Below are 22,598 nucleotides of genomic sequence, written 5' to 3'. Positions count from 1 at the left end.
GAACGTCAGGCGGCAACAAAATCAGGGCGAACCATGCGGCGGATCATCGCCAGATATTCCTGCGCCACATCATCAATCCCGGCCGGCGCCCGGACATGGCCCGACAGTTTTTTCCAGAGTTTCGGATTGGTTGCGCAGTCTTTCATGACGCGGGCCAGCTCGGCCGGGTCATCGGGGCGCACATGGATACCGTCATGGCCATCGCGAACCATTTCGGCCATGCCGCCGATGGAACTGGTGATCACCGGACGTCCATGCTGGAAGGCTTCCTGAATGACCAGTGGCGCATTTTCCCACCAGATCGACGGCACAACGACCCAGTCGACCCGCGCCATCAGATCGGGAATATCTTCGCGCTGATAGGCGCCGATGTGGCTCACCTGCGGGCCGCTTTGTTCGAACAGATCGGTAATGCGATCGGTAAACTGGTCGGTCTGATAAAGAGCAGCACCATGGATGCGCAGATTGAAATCGACCTGGCTTTCCGAAAGTATCCGACCGGCTTCAAGCAGAACATCCGCCCCCTTCCAGGGGTTGAGATTGCCGAAATAGCCAAAGACATTGGGCATTCCGGCAGCGCCGATATCGCGTTTGGGCGCGGCCGGGACAGTCGGGCGACCATTATTGATCACCGAGATTCTGTCTGGCTCGATGCCCCAGTCGATATAACGATCACGCAGGAATTCGCTGGGCGAGACAAAATGATCCACCACGCGCAAATGGTTGCGCAGATTGACCGCGCGCATCGCATGCTGATCGGGTGTAAACCCATCAAGCCCGGACAAACGTCCGGTGGCGTCGGCCTTGGCATAGCGGTTTCTGGTCCCGCGATGGATCATCAGACCATCATTCGGGCAGATCTGATAATAGTCATGCAGGGTCATGACAATCCGACAGTTCGGCAGAACACGGCGGATCAGCATTGGCAATTCGATGCCCCACAGCACCAGATGATGGATATGCACCACATCCGGGGCCCAGCTTTTCAAAAGACGTGTGAAATCCGGGGCCACCGCATAAAGATCGGTCTGGGACATGTTGAAGCGATCAAAATGCCCCGCCCAAAACAGCATTTCATCACCAGCATCATTGATGGCCTGAAAACTTGTGCCCGGGCGGCGTTCGCGATGAACATCGTTGGTCGCCCCGATGAACAGCGCTTCGCATTCCGCACGTTTGTAGGCATGAAACAGGTCATGAGCGAAAATTTCCGTGCCCCCCGGATGCAGATCGGGGTGATTGTGGGCAAGCACCATTATCCGCGGGTTCATGCGTTCCTCCGTGGTTTCCGGGCAATCAGGAAATCCTGATAATGGGCGGCTGCCTTGCCGCGCCATGCGCCAAAGCTTTTGGTATGGATGTCAAAGCCGGCAGTCGTCAGGGCATCATCAAGAAAGGCATCGTCAAACCCGACGGCGGCCATCGGATTTTCGCCACGCAGATGCCAGCAGGGCTGACCGTCGGCCTTTTCGAATGCCTTGAGGCGGGCATCGCGGTCCGGATGAGACGGATCATCGTCCGCGCACATGACAAAGGCGGTCAGAAACAGCCGCCCGCCCGGGCGCAGCACACGAAAGACCTCGGAACAATAGGCTTCGATTTCGTCTGGCGGCAGGTGGGTTGCCACCGAGATCATTGCGGTGAAATCGAATGTTCCGTCCTGAAAAGGCAATCGTATGCCGCGCCCGCTGATTTCGCCTTCCGGGTTGTAAAGTGCGTTCCTGATGTCGGCACATTCAAACCGGAAATTCGGATAGGCCGGCGTGATGGCGCGCTTGCACCATTCAATGCCGTTGCGCACAGGATCCAGACCACGATAAATCGCCTTTTCGGGGTTCAGGAACTGTGTCAACGGGACGGCAATGCGGCCGATACCGCAACCGATATCAAGAACATCGTCAGTGGTTTTAAGCCCGCCCATGCGGACAAAATGATCAAGGAATTCCGCGCCGATGACCCGATAATCGCCATCGCCGACAAAGACGTCTTCTTCGGGGGGAACCGGAAGAAAACGGTTGGAAATGATTTGCTGGCACAACCAGGCAAGATGGGTTTCGCCAAAATCGGATGTCAGCGGGGATTGGTGTTCAGACAATGCAAGAACCTGGCTCATGCCGCTTCTCCGTCAGTGGTTTTTTGCGATCGGTATTGCGGCACACCGTTGGTGTGAATGTCTTCGAGCGCATCCCCCCAGCGCGCAGCATGCAGCCAGGCGTTATATTCGGCAGCCACGCCGCGCATGTAATCAACATGGGTGGAAATGGATTTGCGTTCGAAGTGATAGAGGCTGACATCGGGGACGTATTTGATGTCGAAATCGGCCTTGCGAATTTTCAGGCAAAGATCGCTGTCTTCGTAGTCGCCAATTACATAATCCTCGGTGAAGCCACCGACCGCTTCAAAGGCATCACTATGGATCATCATGCAGGCACCGGTGACACCAGGGACCGAGCGTTCGATATTGGCATCCTTGAACTGGTCGGGCATGCCTTTGTGATAGTGGTAGTTCAGCCATTTGCCGCTTTCATTGCGGGCAAAATACATCCCGGCATGCTGGATCGAGCCATCTTCAAACAGGAGTTTCGGACCGACGACCGCGACTTCATCAGCACCGCCCAGTTTGGCGGCCATGCCTTGCGCCCAGCCGGGCGTATGGGGGATGACATCAGAATTGAGCATGGCCAGAAAATGCCCGTGCGCCTGTTCTGCGCCGGCATTGCAAGCCCGGGCATACCCGCCATTGCGCGTCATCACCACCAGGCGCATCGGAATGCCATAGAGAATATGCAGACCGCGCAGCAAATGTTCGCATTCTTCGGCCTGTTCCGGGGAATCAAGCACAAAGACCAATTCACAATATCTGGCGACCCAGTCATCACAGGCAAACGCCCCGACCTGCGCACGCAAGAAGCCCAGAACACGATAGAGCGGCACAATGATCGAAACATCCGGGTCGTCGTGCGGGGTGCCGATCTCAATCACCCGGTCAACCTTGACCGAGCCCATCAGTTTTTGCTGCAGATCCCCAATCACAGGTGCAAGGCAGTTTTCGATAATGTCTGCGGTCAGGTGTTGTGGGGGCACAGCGCGCAGAATGCGCGCGCGCGCCTCGGCGGGGTCGATCGGCTGGGCGGGCGGAACCATCAGATGCCGGTTACCCGATTTCAGGCGCATCAGGCTTCTGGGTTGAAGGATCGGCACCGGGCTTTGGATACCCTGATAGAACCCGACAAAGCCGGTCGCCGGAACTGTCCGGTCATCATCCTGTACATTGCCATGATATCGATAAAATCCATCCCCGAACGGATGGGCGATACCGTTGCTGTCGAGAAGATCTATGCTGGCAATCATATCGACCGGATCGCGATACCAGCCGCCAATCAGGGTGCCGCGTGCCGTTGTGACCGCAAGATCAACCTCGCCACTTGGAAGCGATCCGCCACCCGACACGCGCTGGCTTGAAAGCGGACAGCGGAGCTGGAATTCAATCGCGGCCTTGCTGGACTTCATGTCAGCACGTGCGAGCGTACCAATGATATATTCGCGCAGATCGGCGTCCGATTTGCCCTGCTTTTGCCACCAGCGGGCCAGCGATGGCAGGCCTGATGCATCGGGCAAATGACGCACAGCAAGAGTGCGCATGCCGGTAACAACCAGATAAGCCCCTGTTTCGGTGCTTGCCCGATCCGCAATCATATAGGCAATCTTTTGACCGCGCGGTCCGGTCCGGCTGATATGGGGAAGCTGTGTCAGACGCCTGAAACCCGACGGGGCAACAATGAACACCGCCTCGATATCGTTAAAGGCATCAGGCAACGCGGTGGCCAGCAATATCTTTTCATCGGACAGTTTTGCGACAGCTTTGGCCGGCTTTGGCCGGTCGACAATCGCCGCGACGAGCTGACGCAGGAAATTGTTGTAGCTTTTGGACAACCGCAACCGGAACAGGCTTGCCCACATCCCCAAAAGTGTCGACACCAATGAAAGCCGACCGGCGGGTGTCACACCGTTCAAAAGCGTTGATGCACTGGCAAATTCAAAATCGCCATCGGGGTCAATTGTGATCTCGTCCTTGCGGCCCAGCGTTCCGGCCTCGGCCAGAATTGTGACCGGTTCATCCACCGGACGGCGGATGACGCGCAGCAATCGGGTGCCGCCCCCGTCGAGCGGCAGACGCAAAGTAGCCTGCGGCGAAATCGCAGCACCATCAATCGTTTCAAGCTTGGGAACTTCCCACAAACGGGTGGGTGTATCCCAACTCAACAACAACGTATCAGGGTTCAGCAGGCAAACACCGGGCGCTTCGCCGGTCGTCCGCACTGCATCGGACGAGGCAAATTCAAGCATGACATTCTTTCACTTACTTGAAGATCAGGACGGGTAGCCCGCAGCCGAAGCTGCGGACGCCCATATTGGATTACTGAACGCTAAAGAAGCTGTCCGGATCGTCCTGGATGTCTTCTGCATCGACATTGTTCAGGGTAATGGAATCACCATTCCCAAGGTCGATGACAGTATTGGCGCCAACTTGCGTTGCACGTGCAGCAACGTCATCGGCGGTTTCAATGCCGGTGTCGTTGATATTGCTGCTAATGGAAAGCATGTCCTCGCCAGCCTGGAAGTCGAGCACGACATCGTTGCCGCCACCCCCGGAGAAGACAAAGGTGTCTGCGCCGGAACCGCCGGACAGAACATCGTCCCCTGCACCGCCTTCGAGGACATCATCCCCGGCACCGCCCAAGAGAACGTCGTCACCTTCACCACCCTGGAGAACATCGTTTCCAGAACCGCCAAGCATGACATCATCACCGGCACCGCCGAGCATGATATCGTCGCCACCGCCGCCGATCATGACGTCATCGCCAGAACCGCCGTCGAGCACATCGTCACCTGATCCGCCAAGCATGATATCGTCACCCGATCCACCTGACAGAACGTCATCGCCAGAGCCACCTGACAGCAGGTCGCTCCCGGCACCTCCGATCAGTGCATCGACGCCCGACCCACCAAACAGAAGATCATCACCTTCGCCACCAATGGCGACATCGTCGCCTGATCCGCCGAACAAGGCATCATCGCCTTCTTCGCCGAACAGAACGTCGTCATCACCTTGTCCGAAGATTGTGTCGTCTCCGCCACGTCCAAAGATGACGTCACTGAAACGAGATCCGAGAAGCGCATCATCAAAGGCGCCGCCTTCGAGAGTTGCCATGTAATCCTCCTTCGTGTCCCAACATTAATGACATCGCGGGGATATTTCCCTCGCGAGAGGATGGCCGTTCCCTCAGGGCGGTCTGAGCCCCGCGGATAACGGCCACTCAGAAAACCCTACATTTTTTTACTTATCTACTGGAGGGTATTGTTGTGATTTTATTTTGTCAACATTATGACTTACTTCGATATTGATTGCATATATTCGATAAATACTGTTTTTATTTTACTTATTATTTAATTCAAAATTTGATCTATACTTGCAAAGAAAAGGGTCAATCCCGGTTTTCTGCCGGATTGACCCCAGTTCCGCATCACGCGGGGAGGAATCACTCTTCTCGGAAGGCCTTGTCCATGCTCTGAACGATCGGATCGACCAGATAATCGATTGCCTTGCGCGGTGTTTTCAAAACCAGAATGTTCGCAGGCATGCCCGGGCGCAGTTTGATATCTTCATGCCGGGCAAGTTCCGCCGGATCGATGGCCGCACGCACGATGTAATAGGACGCATCGCGCTGTTCATCGACGGTTTGGTCGGGCGCGACATAGCGTACCTCGCCATTCAGGGGAGCTAATCGGCGCTGACTATAGGCGGTCAGTCGTATTTGCGCCTTTGAGCCGACTTGAACCGAGTCGATGTCCTGTCGGTTGATGCGTGCTTCGATCACCAATGGTTCATCTTCGGGGATGATATCCATGATCGGTTCAGCCGGACTGATCACACCGCCCGGCGTTCTGATCTGAATGTTGGCGACCGTTCCTGCCTGGGGTGCTTTTACCTCAAGCCGGTTCAGGACGTCCGTGCTGGCGCGCATGCGTTGGGTGACATCATTCAGCGCAAGCTGGGCTTCCTGAATTTCGGTCGCAATATCGCTTTGCCATTCCATTTCGATTGAAGCCAGATTGATCTCGGCTTCGGCCTTTTGCTGCTGTGCGGCGGCTTTTTGGGCCTTGAATTCGCCCATATCGCCGACCAGATCCGACCAGTTGTTTTCAATCTCGACCAGTTGGGTTCGGGTGGCAAAGCCCTTCTCGGCCAGCTCACGGATCCCTTTCAGCTGCTCGGCGACAAGCTTTTCCTGACGGGTACGGGCTTTGATTTGCGAATCGAGCGCCTGGGCTTCGGCTTCGAATTGATCGATCTGTTTGGCCTGGGCATCGCGTTTGGCTGCATAGACCTCGTTACGTTTGGCAAACAGGCGTTCCTCGTCACGCAGGATGTCGTCGACATAATCATCCGCACTGGCCGTCAGTTCCTGCGGAAAAGTGATGTTTTGCAGACCACGCTGCTCGGCGCGCAATCGCGCAAGCTTTGCCATCAGGCCATAACGCTCACCCCGCAACTGCCCCAGTTCGGCCTCACTGCGCGTTCCATCCAGAAGCGCCAATACCTGACCTGCTTTGACTTTCTCGCCTTCTTCGACCAGAAGCTTTTTCAGGATGCCGCCTTCATAGTGATTAACGACCTTCTTTTTGGAATCGACAATCACCGAGCCTGTCGCCACAGCCGCACTATCAAGCTCGGCGGTAAAACCCCAGGTCAGAAAACCGCCAAATCCCAGAATGATAACGGCGAGACCGGCCATGATCGGCTTGCGCAGGCTTTGACGTGATGCTTCGCGTTCTTCGGACAGGATCTGGTGCCAGGCGACCTGGGGCTCCTCGGCCGGGATCGTTGCCCCGCCTTCATCAAGGTTAATGACACGGTTCATGCCGCACCTCCGTTTTCCTGCTTACGTTTGACCGAAGGCAGGCTTTTGATGTCGTCATTTTCATTGGAAAGATTGCGGATCACGTCTGTTCGTTCGCCAAACTGTTTGACCCGCCCGTCCTGCATCACCAAAAGCTTGGTCGCGTATTGCATGATGCTTTGACGATGGGCGATCAGAACCACCATGGCCCCGGAATCCGCGGCCTGACGTACAGCACGGATCAGGGATGCTTCGCCTTCGGCATCAAGGTTGGCATTGGGTTCATCAAGAACCAGAAGCCGCGGCCAGCCATAAAGTGCGCGCGCCAATGCAATGCGCTGTTGCTGCCCACCCGATAGCGTATGGCGCCCGGCACCAATCGGCGTGTCATAGCCCAGCGGCAACCGCCCGATCATTTCATGAACACCCGCCGCACGGGCGGCCTCGATCACCTTGCGGGGGTTGGCGTCACGCATGCGACTGATATTGTCGCGAATGGTGCCATTCAAAAGCGACACCGATTGCGGCAAATAGCCAACCATGTCGCCAAACGATCCACGTTCCCACAAATAGGCATTATGCCCGTCAAGATAGACACCGCCATTTGCAGGCTTTGACGCGCCAACCAGCAACCGTGACAGGGTCGATTTGCCCGCCGCCGATGGCCCGACAACACCAAGGATGTCACCCGGGGCGAGCTCGAAACTGATTCCGCGCAGAACCGGCACATTTGATCCCGGTGCAGCATAAACCAGATTATCAACAATCAGCGGGCCTTCGGAGCGCGGAGTGGGTTTGATTTCACGTTCAGACTGGCTTTCTTCGAGCATCGATCGGATGCGCTTCCAGGATGAAAATGCCCCGACCCAGGCCCGCCAATCACGCGTGACATTGTCGAACGGCAACAACAGCCGTCCCATAATCACCGTGCCGCCGATCATCGCACCCGGTGTGGTTTCGCCCAGAATGACAAGATAGGCGCCCATGGCCAGCACGATGATTTGCATTCCAAAGCGGGCTGAACGCGTGACGGAATACATCCCCTTGCTGCGCATATTGCCGACATCAAGCAGCTCGCTCGCATGGATTTGGGCCTGCCGCCAGCGCAGGGCCAAGGCAGGCATCATGCCCATTGCTTCGATCACCTCGGCATTCGAGACGGTCGATCCGATATCACCGATATTGCGCAGATTGGCGTCGGTTCCTTCCTTGGTGACCTGACGAACCATCAGGTCCCCCAACAGGCTCAGCCCGATCAGGGTCAAGACCGCCACCAGACCGGCAATCCCGTAATAGGGATGCAGTGCAAACATCACGAACAGGAAGATCGGCGACCAGATGGCCTCAAGCGGGGCGGCGATGGTGGTACCGGTGATGAAGTTACGCAAATCGGACAGGTCCCGCAGCACCTGGGTTCCGTGCAGGGACCCTTTTTCAAGGGCCACCCGCATGGCCGCCGAAATCGCAGGCAGGTTCAGGCGACGCAAAAGTGACTTTGCCATTTCCTGAAACACAAGCGCGCGCAGGAAATCAAGAATGCCATACAGGATGATGGCCCCGATCGCGATCACCAATAACAGGATCAGCGTGTCGGTGCTTTGGCTGTTGATCACGCGATCATGGACCTGCAGCATGAAAAGCGGCACGGTCAGTTGAAGGATATTGATGAAGCCGCTCATTACGCCGGCCCAGCCCAATCCGCGAACAAAGGTGAATCGGGCTTCACGAATGACGGACCTTGCATCAAGTTCTGGTCGTGCATCCTTGGAAGCGGCATGTTTTGCCAGCTTTTTACGGCCAAATTGCATCGAAAATCATCCAATTAAGCAAAAGTCATAGTTTTTCCGCAATCTAATCACATAGTTGCGATGACATGATGATCTACAATAAAATCAAATATGTCGATCTCATGTTGACGATTGGACAATGTAAAAACATTAACAATGGAAGTAATTCAAAAATAAAAATACTTTGGAATTACTTCTGAACAACGAGCAAACTGTGGGAAGTAAAAGGCGTTCTGGAAAATTGTTCAAGAACAACGTCTTGTTATCTTCCCCAACACGAAAATTGTGCCCGGGAAAACCTCCCTGGCATCAACTCTCGCTTGGGACCAGATAACGGATCGAAAGTTATGACCGTCACGCATCTTGAACTGGCAAATACCGTCGAGCGGATATATCGGCGGTTTGCGGATTTGTTACGGGTAGATCTTATCCGACTCGGAAAGGATGACATCAGCCCGGCGCAAGTGGCGCTGCTTTTTAACATTGGCGAAGACGAACTCTCGGTGCGCGATCTTTTGGATCGCGGCCACTATATGGGTTCAAACGCGTCTTATAATCTCAAACAGCTTGCTGAATCTGGCTATGTCGAACGACAGGTCATGGCACGCGACAGGCGATCTGCACGTCTGAAACTGACGGCAAAGGGTCATGAACTTTGTCAGGCATTGCATGAACTCCACGAGGAATATCACGACGCCCTGACCAGCAATCTTGAAGACCAGCAGGAAATGGAAACAGCGTTGCGTACCTTGCGCAGGCTGGAAGAATTCTGGACACAGACTCTCAGGTACGGGGGTGTTCCCGTCAACGGGTCCGTCGCTGTTCAGGAGGCACGAAACAGAAGATGAAAATTGTCCTCGTTCATCGTCATGGACCTGGACAGTTTGTACATCTTGCCTGTCATCTGGCCAATGCCGGATGGCAGGTATCGTTTCTGTGTGAAGCCATGAATGTGCGACTGCCCGGCATCCGGACACTGCGCCAACCAACCACCCCACCGCCACCGGCCATGCCCTTTGCCCAATATCATCAGGAAGTGGGCCTGAAGGCTGCCAAAACGCTTGATAGCCTTGTGCGTGAGGAAGGCATACCGGACATCGTTTACGGTCACATTGGCTGGGGCAGTATGATGTTTGCCCGTGATGTCCTGCCCGAAACACCCCTGATCGGGTATTGCGAACATTACTATCACGCGACAGGACGTGACGTCGGTTTTGCGCCTGATGAAGACATAACACTGGCCAAGCGGACCCAGCTTCGTCTGCGAAATGCCGCACAGTTGGCCACCCTTGACCAGCTTGATGCGGCGATCAGCCCGACACGCTGGCAGAAATCGGCTTTTCCTGTGGCCTATCACCACAAGATCGGTATCTGCCATGAAGGTGTCGATACCCGTCGATGCCGCCCGAACCCGAACGCCGAGCTAACGCTTCCCGATGGAAGGGTGCTTGGCACTGGCGATCAGGTCATTACCTATGTCGCGCGCGACCTTGAACCATATCGCGGCTTTCCCACGTTCATGCGGGCGGCTGCCAAGCTTGCGAAAGAAAACCCCGATGCTGTTTTTGTCGTCGCCGGCGGGGACGGGATCAGTTACGGACAGCCACGCGCCGATGGCCGGAAATGGCGTGATGTCATGTTAGACGAAACCGGGATCGATCGGTCGCGCATTCATTTTCTTGGCCAGATCCCGCATGACCAGCTGATCCGCATGTATCAGATCAGCTCGGCCCATATTTATCTGACATATCCGTTTGTGCTGTCCTGGTCGATGCTCGAAGCGATGGCATGCGGGGCCCCTGTCATTGCCTCTGACACCGGCCCCTGTCAGGAGGTGATCCGCGATGGACAAAACGGATTTTTTACCGATTTTTGGGACAGCGAGACACTAGCCGAAAAGATGGCCTTCTGCCTGACCCGACAAAATGATCTGGGCCGAATGCGTGGACAGGCCCGCAAAACGATTATCGATCACTTTGACCTTGAACTGTGCCTCGACAAACAAACCAGCCTGCTTGAACGCATGGTCTCCGCCGACATGGGGCCGAGTGCAAGGCCGCGAATGTGACTGATCTTTCGGGGATGCACCAGCGCAGAAACAGTAGCGTGATATCGCCATCTTAGTGGGCGCAAGGTAGTGGTTGTAAATAGCAGAGACCACTAGCATTTCCTGAAAGATAGTCAGGCGACAGGCATCGATATTTCGGGCGTTTCAAATGTGGTAGATGCAACAGGTGTCACTGATTCCTTTGACGCCACATTGCCAGCATCCCGACTTGAGCTGTCGAGTATATCCTATCGAACTTGCAGCACTGCCACGCCCCTAATTAATGCGAAGCGAGGTTTTCACATAGCTTGTCAAAAGAGTTGGATATCAAAGCAGAGCACTTGCCTCTGGGCAGCTCTTCACTCGGGAGGTAGCCGGACCGACCAGGTATTCCTGTTTATGATAAGCACAAGGTAAGCGGACTTGGGTCTGCTGCCGATCCCGAGTGAAGTTGGGCCAGTCGCTGTATTGCCAGTTCCATCTGCCCATCACAACATTCCCTCGTGAGCCGATTATTCACCATATTCGGCTCACATGATGGCGTGAATAAACTTCACGAATCAGTCAAAACCTAAAAGCTCGTGATTTTGGCAAAAAACACTCCCCCAAGAGGCGCATCACTGAGCTCCTAAGAACTGCAGGCTAAGCATGGGGGGATGTCGGGGGATTTTAACTTAACCAGACGCCGAGATGCAGCAAATCTCAGCGGTTAAATACGAGCCAAGCTAATTCATAGCATTCATTTGAGCTTGCTCTGCTCGTTATAATTTTATGTGTCACAGATTCCAAATTTAGGCTTTGAGGCTCCGGCGGCCAATTTGTTGAAGGGTCATCAAACCCGTCCATACTGATACGACCCATCTTTCAATGCTTATGATTTTTATCGATCATCAAAAGTTTGTGCCGCCACAAATTCTTGTAGGCAAGAATACCTGTATCCGCGATCGGGTCTATTCGGGCTGCAGCATGTGATTGATGCTGATGCATCCGACCTGTCAATATGGCAGCGCCATAGCTGGTTCCGGAGCTGTCCTTTGAAGCAAAAATCTGCTGATCTGTCCGGAGGCTTGCAAGCAACTGACACATGGCTGTGTTGGTCGCAAAGGGCCCCTCAAAAATCACCGGCCCTTCACTGCTTATCATTTCGAGGGCATAATCAATCATCAATGCGCAGTAAATTGTTGCAAGAGCAACCTTGTCGCGCTCAGTTCGCAGTGCAGCTTTGTTAATCAGATGCCCCGAGTGATAACCAAAAGGTCCCCCTACTTCAGCAAATGAAGGTATCGCCAAGCATTCTGACGCGATCAAAAGTTTGATATCAGAGAGATCCGGATTATCTGTATGACCTTCAGCCAGAAATGCATATTCACGCCCGCCCATGAACCTTGCACTGGGCACGACATTGCCATTCAGATCGACATTGCACAGGGTATCGCGATGTTCGTCAAGCTGTGGTCGCGCGTCTCCACCAACCGAGAAACAGATTGTCCAAGTACCTGATGATACAAGTGAAAACGGTTGCTCGACCTTGGTAATCAAGGGCACTAGCGACGCATTGCTGTCATGAATGCCACAATGGATCTCGCAATCGGGTGGCAAGCCGGTTTCGGCAGCGATTTCCGGCAGGATATTGCCCAAGACATCACTTGCCCCACGCATGGGCGCGAACTTTCCGGCCCATCCGCGGGCTTTGGCAAGCTGGCTCCAATCGGCGTGATACGGGTTCCATAGATCGGAATGACAGCCAAGCGATGTGACCTCGCAGGCTTTAATACCAGACAACCGCCATGCCCAATATTGCGGATAAGGTAGAAAGTCTGTGGCACGCGCCATTTCTTCGGGAAAGGTTTGTTCAAGTGCAAATATCTGCCGTCCGAAGTTCAGCCCGGCAGGTAAGCAGGGACTTTGGCTATCGGCGAAATCATCACGGGCGCTGTCATAGGCATGATTGATTTCCGGGGCATAGGTGTTTTCGTAGTCCACAACCGGCAGAGCAAGCTCATCCCCTGCCAGGACCGTGACCGTGGCACCATGAGTCGTTACGACGATCCGCCCGATCAAGGTTTGGCCTGCCGCATCTTTCAGCGAGGCTTTATAGAAGACCCATAGACCTTCGACATCAAGATGGCGATAAGGCGGACCATCAATTGAACGATTTGGGCAGCTTGTTTCAAACAGGATGGCATGGGTATTGGCGTCCCACACCACCAGCTTTGCATTGGTTTTGCCAATATCAATGACGGCAATGGCGCGCGCATCTGTCATGGCAGATAGAACACTTCTTTCAACGGAACAACGACAGGGCTGCCATCATCGTTGGTAGCCATGATGTCGCCCATGAAAGCCCACCAGCGCTGCATGATTTCGTGTTCGGGCAACTCATCCATACCGTGGTCCTTGGTACGGCGTAGAACAGCAAAAAGGATGTTGGTTTCTTCATCAAGAAAGATGCTGTAATCCGAAATTCCTGCCGTTCGCAGAAGTTCGGACAACTCAGGCCAGATTTCATCATGCCGCTTCTTGTATTCGCTAGCCTGGCCCGGGTTCAGCATCATTTTGAAGGCGATCTTTTCCATGATGCTAGCCCTGCTTTTGTGATCGTAATTTACGTGCGCTCAAGATGCGGCGCCAGATGATCGGTGTGCCAATCACAAGGATCAAAAGCAGGCCGGTAAAGATCGACATCACAATGCCCGGCACATTCATCAGCCCCATGCCAAAGGTGACAAGGCCCATCAGGAAAACAGCGATGAATACGCCGACGATGCTGCCAGCTCCCCCCATAATGTTGACCCCGCCAAGAACCACCATCGTTATGACTTCCAGCTCCCAACCCATTGCGATTGACGGGCGGGTTGAACCGATGCGCGATGTCAGAAGAACGGCTGCAACCCCGGCAAAAAGCCCAACTAGGGTAAACAGGAACAATCGATGGCGTTTGACATTGATCCCGGAAAAGAGGGCAGCTGTCGGGTTATTACCAATCGCGTAAACCCGTCTCCCGAAGGTGGTTTTATGCAGCAAAATTCCAAACACAACGGCAAGGCACAGGAACAGAACGAATTCAAACGACAGCACCCCCCATACATAGCCCTGACCGAAGAAGGCAAAATCGGATGGGTAGCTGCGATATACATCATCGCCCAGAACGATATAGGCAATGCCGCGATACAGGCTCATGGTTCCAATGGTCACAACAATTGCCGGTATGTCGAACTTGGTGATGATCCAGCCATTTACAAAGCCGGCGACTGCCCCAACCGCCATGCCGATCATGGCAAGTTCGATCGGACCAGCACCCATGCTATTGGCAAAGCCCATTGCGACGGATGCCAATGCAATAGTTGATGCAACGGAGAGATCAATGTCGCGGGCGATAATCAGCAGCGCCATAGGCAGTGCAATGATCGCCTTTTCGGTGAAGTTGAATGTTGCGTCCGACAAGCTCCACGGATCAAGGAAATACGGGGATAGCTGCATGTTGGTGAAAAACGCAATCGCGACAAACACCATTAATAGGGTTTCCCAGCGCATCAATTTGCTGCGCAAATCACCGTTGAGGCTGTCTGGCAGCTCTCGTGATATTTCTTTGGTCATGGGCTGCTTCAAGGTTTCTTCGTTGATCATTGGTGGGCCTCGCGAAGGATACGTCGGCCACCACGCTTTTCACTGCGTGAATTGATGATCACGGCCAGAACAATTACCAGGCCGGAAATCGCGAGTTGCCAGAACGGCGAGATACCAATCACGGGCAGCGCATTCTTGATCAGGCCAAGGAAAATGGCGCCAAGTGCCGCGCCCCAGATCGAACCGATACCCCCGGCGATACTGATCCCGCCGATGACACAAGCGGCAACGACCTGAAGTTCAAAGGCAAGGGCGACTTCCACATAGGCAACCGCATAGCGTGAAACCCACAAATATCCGCACATGCCCGCAACGGCGCCGGAAATGCAAAATGTGATGAACTGGTGTTTGCCAACATCAAGGCCGCTATAGACGGCTGCTTTCGGGTTGCCGCCAACAGCGAAAATCGAAAGTCCGGTCTTGGTGAAACGGGTAAAGACATACATCACCAGCGTCAGCGCGATGGCAATCCATGAAAGCACTGTCAGATCAAGGAAAGTGGCACGTGGCAGGGCCAGAAATTGTGGCGTCATTTCATGGGCATTGACCCATTCCCCGCCACTGAGGAGGAAAACAAAGCCGCGATAAACGCTCATGGTGCCAAGTGTGACAACGATAGACGGAATGCCGACAAGCCAAACCAGAATCCCGTTAAAGGCACCCAGAATGACCCCGATGCCAATCGACATCAGAAGCGTCACGATCGCAGGCGTATCGGGATAGGTGACATTGAACAGGGCCACGGCCATGCCAGTTAGAGCAAGGTTTGATGCAACCGAAAGATCAATGCAGCGGGTCAGGATGACCAGCATCTGCGCGCAAGCCAGCATGATCAGGATGGCCGTATCGTCAAAGGCCTCGGCCAGATTACCGGGGCTGACGAAAAATGGTGCGCTATAACCGACGCCGGCAAGCATCAGAATAATGATGGCGCCAAGCAGCCATTCACGATGCGAGACCATTTTGCCGATCAGGGTGGTGTGTTTCATTTCAGGCTCCTGTCGCGGCAGTAACGATGGCTTCGGCCGACATGCTTTCGCGGTCAAATCGTGCGGCAATGCGTCCTTCATGCATGACGATGATGCGATCTGACATGCCCATGACTTCCGGAAGCTCTGACGAAACCATAATCACCGAAAGTCCCTGTGCGACCAGTTCGCCCATGAACTTGTGGACGGCCGCTTTTGAACCGATGTCGATGCCCTTTGTTGGTTCATCGACAATGATGACATTCGGGTTTGTTGCCAGCCATTTGCCGATAATGACCTTTTGTTGATTGCCGCCGGACAGGTTTTCAACATTTTCCGACAGGCTTGCCGCCTTGAGCTGAAGGCGTGTGGCATATTGGCGGGCAACATCATATTCGCGTGCCATATCGATAAAGCCGGATCGCGACAGACCGCCAAGTTGCGGCAGGGTGATATTCTGGAAGATCGGCAGTGTCAGGATTGCCCCCTGATGCTGGCGATCTTCGGGCACATATACCAATCCCTGATCAACGGCATCACCGGGTGTGCGAGGATTGAACGGTTTGTCATTAAGCCTCATCGACCCGGCCGAGGTGGGTGTCAGCCCGAACAGGGCCTGCATCACTTCACTGCGCCCGGCACCGACCAACCCGTAAAAGCCAAGAATTTCGCCACGGCGCAGATGGAAATTGATATCGGCAAACTCGGTGGGATGCGACAGGCCTTCGACCGACATTACAGTTTCGCCGATCTCGGCTTCGATTTTCGGATAGATTTGTTTGACTGTTCGACCGACCATCATTGCGACCAGGTCATCCTGTGTCACATCCCTGATTTCGCCAGAACCGACAAACTGGCCGTCACGGAAGACCGTGTAGCGATCGCAGATTTCGAAGATTTCATCGAACTTGTGGCTGATGAAAAGGATCGCCTTTCCTTCGTCACGAAGGCGGCGGACAAGCCGATAGAGTTCCTGGATTTCATGGTGTGAAAGTGATGCCGTCGGCTCGTCCATGATGACGATGCTGGAATTGATCGAGAGCGCACTGGCAAAAGACACCAGATGCTTATGCGCAACGCTTAGTTCGCGCAGCGGCAGATCGGGGTCGATATTGACATCCAGATATTCAAGAAGCGTCTGGGCGCGTTTACGCATCAAGGGCCAATCAAGCAGGCCAAACGCGTTCCTGTTCTGGTTGTTGATAAAAATGTTCTGGGTGACAGTGAGTTCGTCAAACATCACTGCTTCCTGATGGATTGCAGAAATGCCGTAACGTTTTGCATCTGTCGCGGCCTGCATCTTGACGGGCGCATCATCAATAAGGATCTCGCCCCCATCCGGGGTGTAAATCCCGGTCAGAACCTTGACCAGGGTAGATTTACCTGCGCCATTCTCGCCGATAAGGGCTGTGACCTGTCCGGGATAAAGTTGAAGCTCGACACCATCAAGTGCCTTCACCCCCGGGAATGTCTTGGAAATATTGCGCAGTTCAAGCACAGGCCTGTTCATGCTTATCAAGCCTTCAATTCGGAGACGGAAATTCCACTTCAGGCACTGCACGTAAAACGTGTCGCCCGCTGAAGTTGATGAAATCGGGAAAAAGAGTGGCGGAAACCGTCTCAGGGAGTAAAGGGTTTCCGCCAGTTCCGTGGTGTCGCTTAGAAGATGTCGGCGAACTTGTGCACATTCGACGCGTCATAAACGAACGGATCGGACATTGCGCCATTCCCGTCTTTGTCAAAAGTGATGGTCCCCATGCGACCGGCTTCGATCATCATGTGCTCATCACCCTGGGTAAGCTGATAAGCAATCATCATGGCCGAATAGCCAAGATCAATCGGGTTCCAGATCGCAAAACTTTTGACGGACCCGGCGTCAACATGACCGGCAAGTTCAGACGGAAGGCCAAGACCGGTGACAAAGATTTCACCGACTTTGCCCTGGTCTTCAACAGCCTGTGCTGCTGCAACAATGCCCACTGAAGTCGGCGCAACAATCACTTTAAGGTCCGGGTATTTTTTCAACAGCGCAACGGTTTCGCGATAGGATTTATCGGCAAGGTCGTCACCATAGACAGTGTCGACAAGTTTCAGCTGGCTGTAATCAGGCAGCACCTTTTTCATCTCGTCGATCCAGATGTTCTGGTTGGTCGAAGTCGGGGTTGCCGAAAGAATTGCGATTTCGCCGCCTGCATCACCGGCAACATCGGCGGCAAGCTTGATGCACATTGCACCAATCAGCGGGTTGCTTGATGGGTTCAGATGAACGATGCGCGCGTCATCTGCAACACCGCTATCCCAGGAAATAACCTTGATGCCACGATCCATCGCGCGCTTAAGGATCGGCGCAAGCGCGTCCGGATCGTTTGCAGAAACGGCAATTGCGTCAACGCGCTGTGCCATCAATGCATTGATGCTTTCGATCTGTCCTTCGGCGGTGGTGGAAGTCGGGCCGGTATAGATGACTTCGGCATTGCCGATTTCCTTGGCTGCTTCCATCGCCCCATCACGGGCTGCTTCAAAGAAGCCATTGCCGAGTGATTTGACAACAAGTCCGACACGGACCGGGTCGGCGGCTTGTGCGGTTACGGATGCCATGCCCATGGCAAAAATGGCGGCTGCCATCAGAGACTTTCTGAATTTCATAACGTTCCTCCATGATTGGTTTTTATTGCTTTTTGTCTGACAGGCGCCGGGCTCTTTTTGTCCCTTTGGGCTATGCGCTTGCCGTATTCTGGTCGTCTTCCTGTTTTGCTGAAACGATGACAAGATTGATGTTGGCGCGCTCGATCATGTCGCGGTCTTCATCGCGAATCCCGTTGTCAGTGATCAGGGTGTCGATATTGTCCAACCGGCACAGGAACATGTTGCTGCGCTGGGTGAATTTCGTACTGTCGATCATCACCACCAATTTTTCGGCCTGCGCAATCAGGCGTTGTTCCGACTGGATGATCATGGGATCGCTTTCCATCAGGCCCATCGAATTGATGCCCTGTGCACCCACGAATGCCTTGGAGGCATAGAAGTTGTGGATCACATCGCTTTCAAACGGGCTGAGGATAATGTTCTGTTCGCGATAGATGGTTCCGCCTGGAACGACCACGCTGTTCTGGCTGTGCTCGATCAGATAGTCGGCAAGCGGGAACGAGTTGGTCAGGACCTGCATTTTCTTTGATTTTAGTAGCGGAGCCATCTGATAGGTGGTCGAACCACCATGAATAATGATGGAGTCGCCTTCTTCGCAAAGCTCCACGGCCTTGGCGGCAATTGCAGCTTTTTGAGCGACATTGAGCGTTTTTGTCACAAAAAACGGGCGCCCGAGCAACTGTTTGCTCGTGACCGGGTTGATAGCTTCTGCGCCGCCACGGACCCGGCGAAGCTTGTTGTCTTCGTCAAGTGCGGCGATGTCGCGGCGGATGGTTGCTTCGGATACGTCCAGCATATCAACAAGCTGGGCAACCGTAACAACCGGGTGCTCCCCGACGGCACGCAGGATCAATCTGTGTCGTTCGCGTTCATGCATTATTGGCTCTCCGTTGGCCTGATATTCGCGCAAATTCAATCATTGTCAAACAAAAAATGTCACAAACAATCATATTGCAACGCAATATTGAAAGAAAATGATCGTTTATGATTGACTGTGATTGAAATCCGGTTTAGTTGCTTGAAAAAAATGGGAGGCGGCAAAAGCATTCATAGCAGACCGCCATGTGTAACGTCCAAGCGATAGGTTATCGGATCATGTCATCTGTTCCTTCTGAGATTCTTCTTCCAAACAAATGGGACGCGGAGCACGCCGCAGGCCTGAGTGAGCCTGAGCGTCTTCTGTATCGGTCCAACCTGCTTGGTTCTGATTTGCGCATCACCAATTTCGGCGGTGGCAACACGTCAGCCAAAGTCTGGCAGAAAGATCCGCTTGGCGGGGATGAAGTCGAAGTGCTTTGGGTAAAAGGGTCTGGCGGCGACGTCGGCAGCATGAAGCTTGATGGTTTCTCGACCCTTTATATGGACAAGCTCCGTGCGCTTAAGGGGCTGTATCGCGGTGAAGAGTTTGAAGATGAAATGGTCGGCTATCTGCCCCATTGCACCTTTAATCTCAATCCGCGCGCGGCAAGTATCGACACGCCGCTTCATGCCTATATCAACAAGCCGCATGTCGATCACATGCATCCTGATGCCGTGATTGCAATTGCTGCCTCAAAAGACAGCCGTGCGATCACCCAGGAAATCTATGGCGATGATATCGGTTGGCTGCCGTGGAAACGTCCAGGCTATCAGCTTGGCCTGATGCTTGAGCAATCTTTCAACGACAATCCGAACAGCAAGGGCGTTGTTCTTGAAAGTCATGGCCTGTTCACCTGGGGTGATAGTGCCGAGGAATGCTACAACACGACAGTTGAAATCATTAACAAAGCAATAGCCTGGTTCGATAGCAAAACGGCAGATGCTGAAATCTTCGGTGGCGAACGCCATAACAGCCTCGAGCCTGCTCAACGTCGGGCGATTGCGTCAACTTTGATGCCACGCATTCGCAGCTTTATTGATGCCGGTGAACGCAAGATCGGTCATTTCAATGACAGCGATGCCGTATTGCAATTCGTCAATTCCAACAAGCTTGAAGAACTTGCAAGTCTTGGAACGTCTTGCCCCGACCACTTCCTGCGCACCAAGATCCGTCCGATCATTATCGATTTCGATCCGGCAAATCCGGATCTGGATGCCGTCATCGAAGGACTGGCCGAAGCCTTTGCTGCCTATCGTGAAGATTACAAAAGGTACTACGAGCGCTGCAAACACGATAACAGCCCGGCCATGCGCGACCCCAATCCGGTGATCTACCTGATCCCGGGTGTCGGGATGCTGTCTTTTGCCAAGGATAAGGCAACGGCACGTATTGCTGGCGAGTTTTACGTCAATGCGATCAATGTCATGCGCGGTGCTGACACCGTCAGCAGCTATATGGGGCTAGATGAGCAGGAAGCATTCGATATCGAATACTGGTTGCTGGAAGAGGCCAAGCTGCAACGCATGCCCAAGCCCAAAAGTCTTGCCGGTCGCGTAGCCGTCGTGACAGGCGGCGCAGGTGGCATCGGGAAGGCAACCTGCGGGCGTCTGTTACAGGAAGGTGCTTGTGTTGTTGCATGCGATATCGATGAAGCTGCACTGAGCGAAGCCGTCGCCGATTTGCAATCTGTATTTGGCAAGGATCAGGTTCGTGGTCTTCCGGTAAATGTGACGAGCGAAGACTCAGTCATCAAACTGATGCATGACAGCTGTGCCGAGTTTGGCGGGATCGATATTCTGGTTTCGAATGCTGGGATTTCGTCAGCAGCGCCAATTGATGAAACCAGTCTGGAAGTCTGGCAGCGCAATATGGATATCCTTTCGACCGGGTATTTCCTTGTGGCGCGTGAAGCCTTCAAGATCATGAAGCTGCAAAAACGTCCTGCAAGCATGGTGTTTGTCGCCTCCAAAAACGGGCTTGTGGCATCGCCGGGGGCCTCGGCCTATTGCACGGCAAAGGCATCTGAAATCCAGCTGGCTCGTTGCCTTGCGCTTGAAGGCGCACCGTTCGGCATTCGTGTCAATGTGGTCAACCCGGATGCTGTTCTGCGCGGATCAAAAATCTGGTCCGGTGAATGGCGCGAACAGCGCGCCAAGGCCTATGACATGGACCCCGATCAACTTGAAGAGCATTACCGTCAGCGCAGCATGCTCAAGCTGAATGTTCTGCCAGAAGACATTGCCGAGGCGATCTATTTCCTTGCCTCTGACAATGCTGCAAAATCTACGGGCAACGTGGTCAATGTTGATGCCGGTCACGCACCGTCATTCACCCGCTAAACAAATCAGGGGTTGGTTACAACAACCCGGGGAGGAACCCATGGCTTCACAAGCCCCGATTTCGGCAGACCTGATTGCCGAACATAACGATGCCCGTATTTCGGCATTGGATTCAGATTACACCGCGCTGGGTGAACAGCTTGCCCGCCGTGGCCTTGATATCGAAAAACTGACTACGGCAGCCCGGGACTTTTCGGTCGCAATCCCGTCCTGGGGTGTCGGGACCGGGGGGACGCGTTTTGCGCGTTTCCCCGGTGTGGGCGAGCCGCGCAACATCTTTGAAAAGCTTGCCGATTGCGCCGTCATTCAGCAGTTGGGCCGTGCGACGCCGACAGTGTCGCTACATATCCCTTGGGACAAGGTCGATGATCTCGGTGAACTGCGCGATGTCGCGGTCGGGTATGGCCTCGGCTTTGATGCGATGAATTCCAACACGTTTCAGGACCAGGATGATCAAGGTCAATCATACAAGTTCGGCAGCCTCAGTCATTCTGAAGCTGCGGTGCGTGAACAGGCAGTTGCCCATAACATTGAATGTATTGAAATTGGTCAGAAGCTTGGCTCAAAGGCGCTAACTGTCTGGATCGGGGATGGCACGAACTTCCCGGGGCAGCAAAGCTTTACACGAAGTTTTGAACGCTATCTTGATGCGATGAAGGCCGTTTATGCCGGGGTGCCCGATGACTGGAAGCTGTTCATCGAGCACAAGATTTTCGAGCCTGCATTTTATTCGACGGTCATTCAGGATTGGGGGAGCAACTATCTCGCCGCGACCGAACTTGGGCCGAAGGCATCCTGCCTTGTCGATCTTGGTCATCACGCACCGAATGTGAATATCGAAATGATCGTCGCCCGGCTGTTTCAGTTCGGTAAGCTTGGCGGCTTCCATTTCAATGACAGCAAATACGGTGATGACGACCTCGATAGCGGATCAATCAACCCTTACCAGCTGTTCCTTGTCTTCAATGAACTGGTTGAGGCAGAGCGTCGCGCGCCGGAAAAATTCGATCCGGCCTACATGCTTGATCAATCCCACAATGTCACAGATCCAATCGAAAGCCTGATTTCGAGTGCGGCTGAAGTCCAGCGGGCCTATGTGCAGGCATTGCTGGTCGACCGTGATGCGCTTGAAGGCTATCAGGACGAAAATGATGTGCTGATGGCAAACCGCACACTCAAGGCCGCATACAATACGGATGTGTCGCCAATCCTTGCCATGGCGCGCCAGCGCGCTGGCGGAGCAATTGATCCGGTTATTGCCTATCGTAAAGCTGGTTATCGAAACGCTGTTGGCGAACAACGCCCGGCCAGTCGCAGCAGTGGTGGTGGAATAGTATAAGCGACCGGTAACTCAGCAATTTTGAACTTAAGAAGCCGAAGGCGATTCCTTCGGCTTCTTATTTTATGCGTCACAGATTCTGGA

17 protein-coding genes are annotated in these 22,598 nt (G+C 53.9%); 4 read left to right on the top strand and 13 right to left on the bottom strand.

The genetic code is table 11. The features are described 5' to 3' along the window. Positions 1-5: 5 nt before the first annotated feature. The 6 genes from WA429_RS14550 to WA429_RS14525 all read right to left on the bottom strand — a co-directional run bounded on the left by WA429_RS14550 (position 6) and on the right by WA429_RS14525 (position 8,710). Positions 6-1,271: a glycosyltransferase family 4 protein gene (locus WA429_RS14550; protein ID WP_287464697.1), complete on the bottom strand. Its 1,266-nt coding sequence runs from the start codon at positions 1,269-1,271 to the stop codon at positions 6-8. Further along, positions 1,268-2,113 carry a class I SAM-dependent methyltransferase gene (locus tag WA429_RS14545; protein WP_287464695.1) on the bottom strand — a complete coding sequence of 282 codons (846 nt, stop codon included), beginning with the start codon at positions 2,111-2,113 and terminating at the stop codon, positions 1,268-1,270. The genes WA429_RS14550 and WA429_RS14545 overlap by 4 nt, the downstream gene beginning before the upstream one ends. Further along, positions 2,110-4,347: a glycosyltransferase family 2 protein gene (locus WA429_RS14540; RefSeq protein ID WP_287464694.1), complete on the bottom strand. Its 2,238-nt coding sequence runs from the start codon at positions 4,345-4,347 to the stop codon at positions 2,110-2,112. Before WA429_RS14540 ends, WA429_RS14545 begins: the two co-directional genes overlap by 4 nt. A 70-nt stretch (positions 4,348-4,417) precedes the next feature. Then, a complete protein-coding gene (locus WA429_RS14535; RefSeq protein ID WP_101246857.1) occupies positions 4,418-5,212 on the bottom strand; it encodes a calcium-binding protein in 795 nt (264 codons plus the stop codon). 328 nt (positions 5,213-5,540) lie between these two features. Then, positions 5,541-6,923 (bottom strand): HlyD family type I secretion periplasmic adaptor subunit, encoded by a 1,383-nt coding sequence (locus WA429_RS14530; protein WP_287464693.1) that lies wholly within the window; start codon positions 6,921-6,923, stop codon positions 5,541-5,543. Further along, positions 6,920-8,710, bottom strand: a complete 1,791-nt coding sequence (locus WA429_RS14525) for a type I secretion system permease/ATPase (RefSeq protein ID WP_101246855.1) — start codon at positions 8,708-8,710, stop codon at positions 6,920-6,922. Before WA429_RS14525 ends, WA429_RS14530 begins: the two co-directional genes overlap by 4 nt. A gap of 326 nt (positions 8,711-9,036) precedes the next feature. Between WA429_RS14525 and WA429_RS14520 the strand changes: the two genes are divergently transcribed. Continuing rightward, positions 9,037-9,537: a MarR family winged helix-turn-helix transcriptional regulator gene (locus WA429_RS14520; protein WP_114112240.1), complete on the top strand. Its 501-nt coding sequence runs from the start codon at positions 9,037-9,039 to the stop codon at positions 9,535-9,537. Further along, positions 9,534-10,757: a glycosyltransferase gene (locus WA429_RS14515; RefSeq protein WP_287464692.1), complete on the top strand. Its 1,224-nt coding sequence runs from the start codon at positions 9,534-9,536 to the stop codon at positions 10,755-10,757. Before WA429_RS14520 ends, WA429_RS14515 begins: the two co-directional genes overlap by 4 nt. Before the next feature lie 843 nt (positions 10,758-11,600). Here WA429_RS14515 and WA429_RS14510 read toward each other — a convergent pair. From WA429_RS14510 to WA429_RS14480, 7 genes are all read right to left on the bottom strand, one after another. Beyond that, positions 11,601-13,001: an FGGY-family carbohydrate kinase gene (locus tag WA429_RS14510; RefSeq protein WP_287464691.1), complete on the bottom strand. Its 1,401-nt coding sequence runs from the start codon at positions 12,999-13,001 to the stop codon at positions 11,601-11,603. After that, positions 12,998-13,312 carry an L-rhamnose mutarotase gene (gene rhaM, locus WA429_RS14505; RefSeq protein ID WP_228194990.1) on the bottom strand — a complete coding sequence of 105 codons (315 nt, stop codon included), beginning with the start codon at positions 13,310-13,312 and terminating at the stop codon, positions 12,998-13,000. Before rhaM ends, WA429_RS14510 begins: the two co-directional genes overlap by 4 nt. 4 nt (positions 13,313-13,316) lie before the next feature. Further along, the gene (locus tag WA429_RS14500; RefSeq protein ID WP_287464689.1) at positions 13,317-14,333 is read right to left on the bottom strand and encodes an ABC transporter permease; all 1,017 of its coding nucleotides are present in this window, start codon (positions 14,331-14,333) and stop codon (positions 13,317-13,319) included. 26 nt (positions 14,334-14,359) lie between these two features. Continuing rightward, positions 14,360-15,352 (bottom strand): ABC transporter permease, encoded by a 993-nt coding sequence (locus WA429_RS14495; protein ID WP_287464688.1) that lies wholly within the window; start codon positions 15,350-15,352, stop codon positions 14,360-14,362. Position 15,353: 1 nt separating this feature from the next. Then, positions 15,354-16,841 carry a sugar ABC transporter ATP-binding protein gene (locus WA429_RS14490; protein WP_287464687.1) on the bottom strand — a complete coding sequence of 496 codons (1,488 nt, stop codon included), beginning with the start codon at positions 16,839-16,841 and terminating at the stop codon, positions 15,354-15,356. Between the two features lie 149 nt (positions 16,842-16,990). Continuing rightward, the gene (rhaS, locus tag WA429_RS14485) at positions 16,991-17,977 is read right to left on the bottom strand and encodes a rhamnose ABC transporter substrate-binding protein (RefSeq protein ID WP_206926369.1); all 987 of its coding nucleotides are present in this window, start codon (positions 17,975-17,977) and stop codon (positions 16,991-16,993) included. A gap of 70 nt (positions 17,978-18,047) precedes the next feature. Beyond that, positions 18,048-18,854: a DeoR/GlpR family DNA-binding transcription regulator gene (locus WA429_RS14480; RefSeq protein ID WP_206926370.1), complete on the bottom strand. Its 807-nt coding sequence runs from the start codon at positions 18,852-18,854 to the stop codon at positions 18,048-18,050. 218 nt (positions 18,855-19,072) lie between these two features. Between WA429_RS14480 and WA429_RS14475 the strand changes: the two genes are divergently transcribed. Then, positions 19,073-21,175, top strand: coding sequence for a bifunctional rhamnulose-1-phosphate aldolase/short-chain dehydrogenase (locus WA429_RS14475; protein ID WP_287464684.1), 2,103 nt, complete (start codon positions 19,073-19,075; stop codon positions 21,173-21,175). A gap of 40 nt (positions 21,176-21,215) precedes the next feature. Next, the gene (gene rhaI, locus WA429_RS14470; RefSeq protein WP_287464682.1) at positions 21,216-22,514 is read left to right on the top strand and encodes an L-rhamnose catabolism isomerase; all 1,299 of its coding nucleotides are present in this window, start codon (positions 21,216-21,218) and stop codon (positions 22,512-22,514) included. Positions 22,515-22,598 lie beyond the last annotated feature (84 nt).

It is taken from the genome of Thalassospira sp. CH_XMU1420-2 (assembly GCF_037029325.1).
GTDB classification, from domain to species: domain Bacteria; phylum Pseudomonadota; class Alphaproteobacteria; order Rhodospirillales; family Thalassospiraceae; genus Thalassospira; species Thalassospira povalilytica.
Note: the sequence above shows the minus strand (reverse complement) of the source record. Positions and strands in the feature narration are given on the sequence as shown.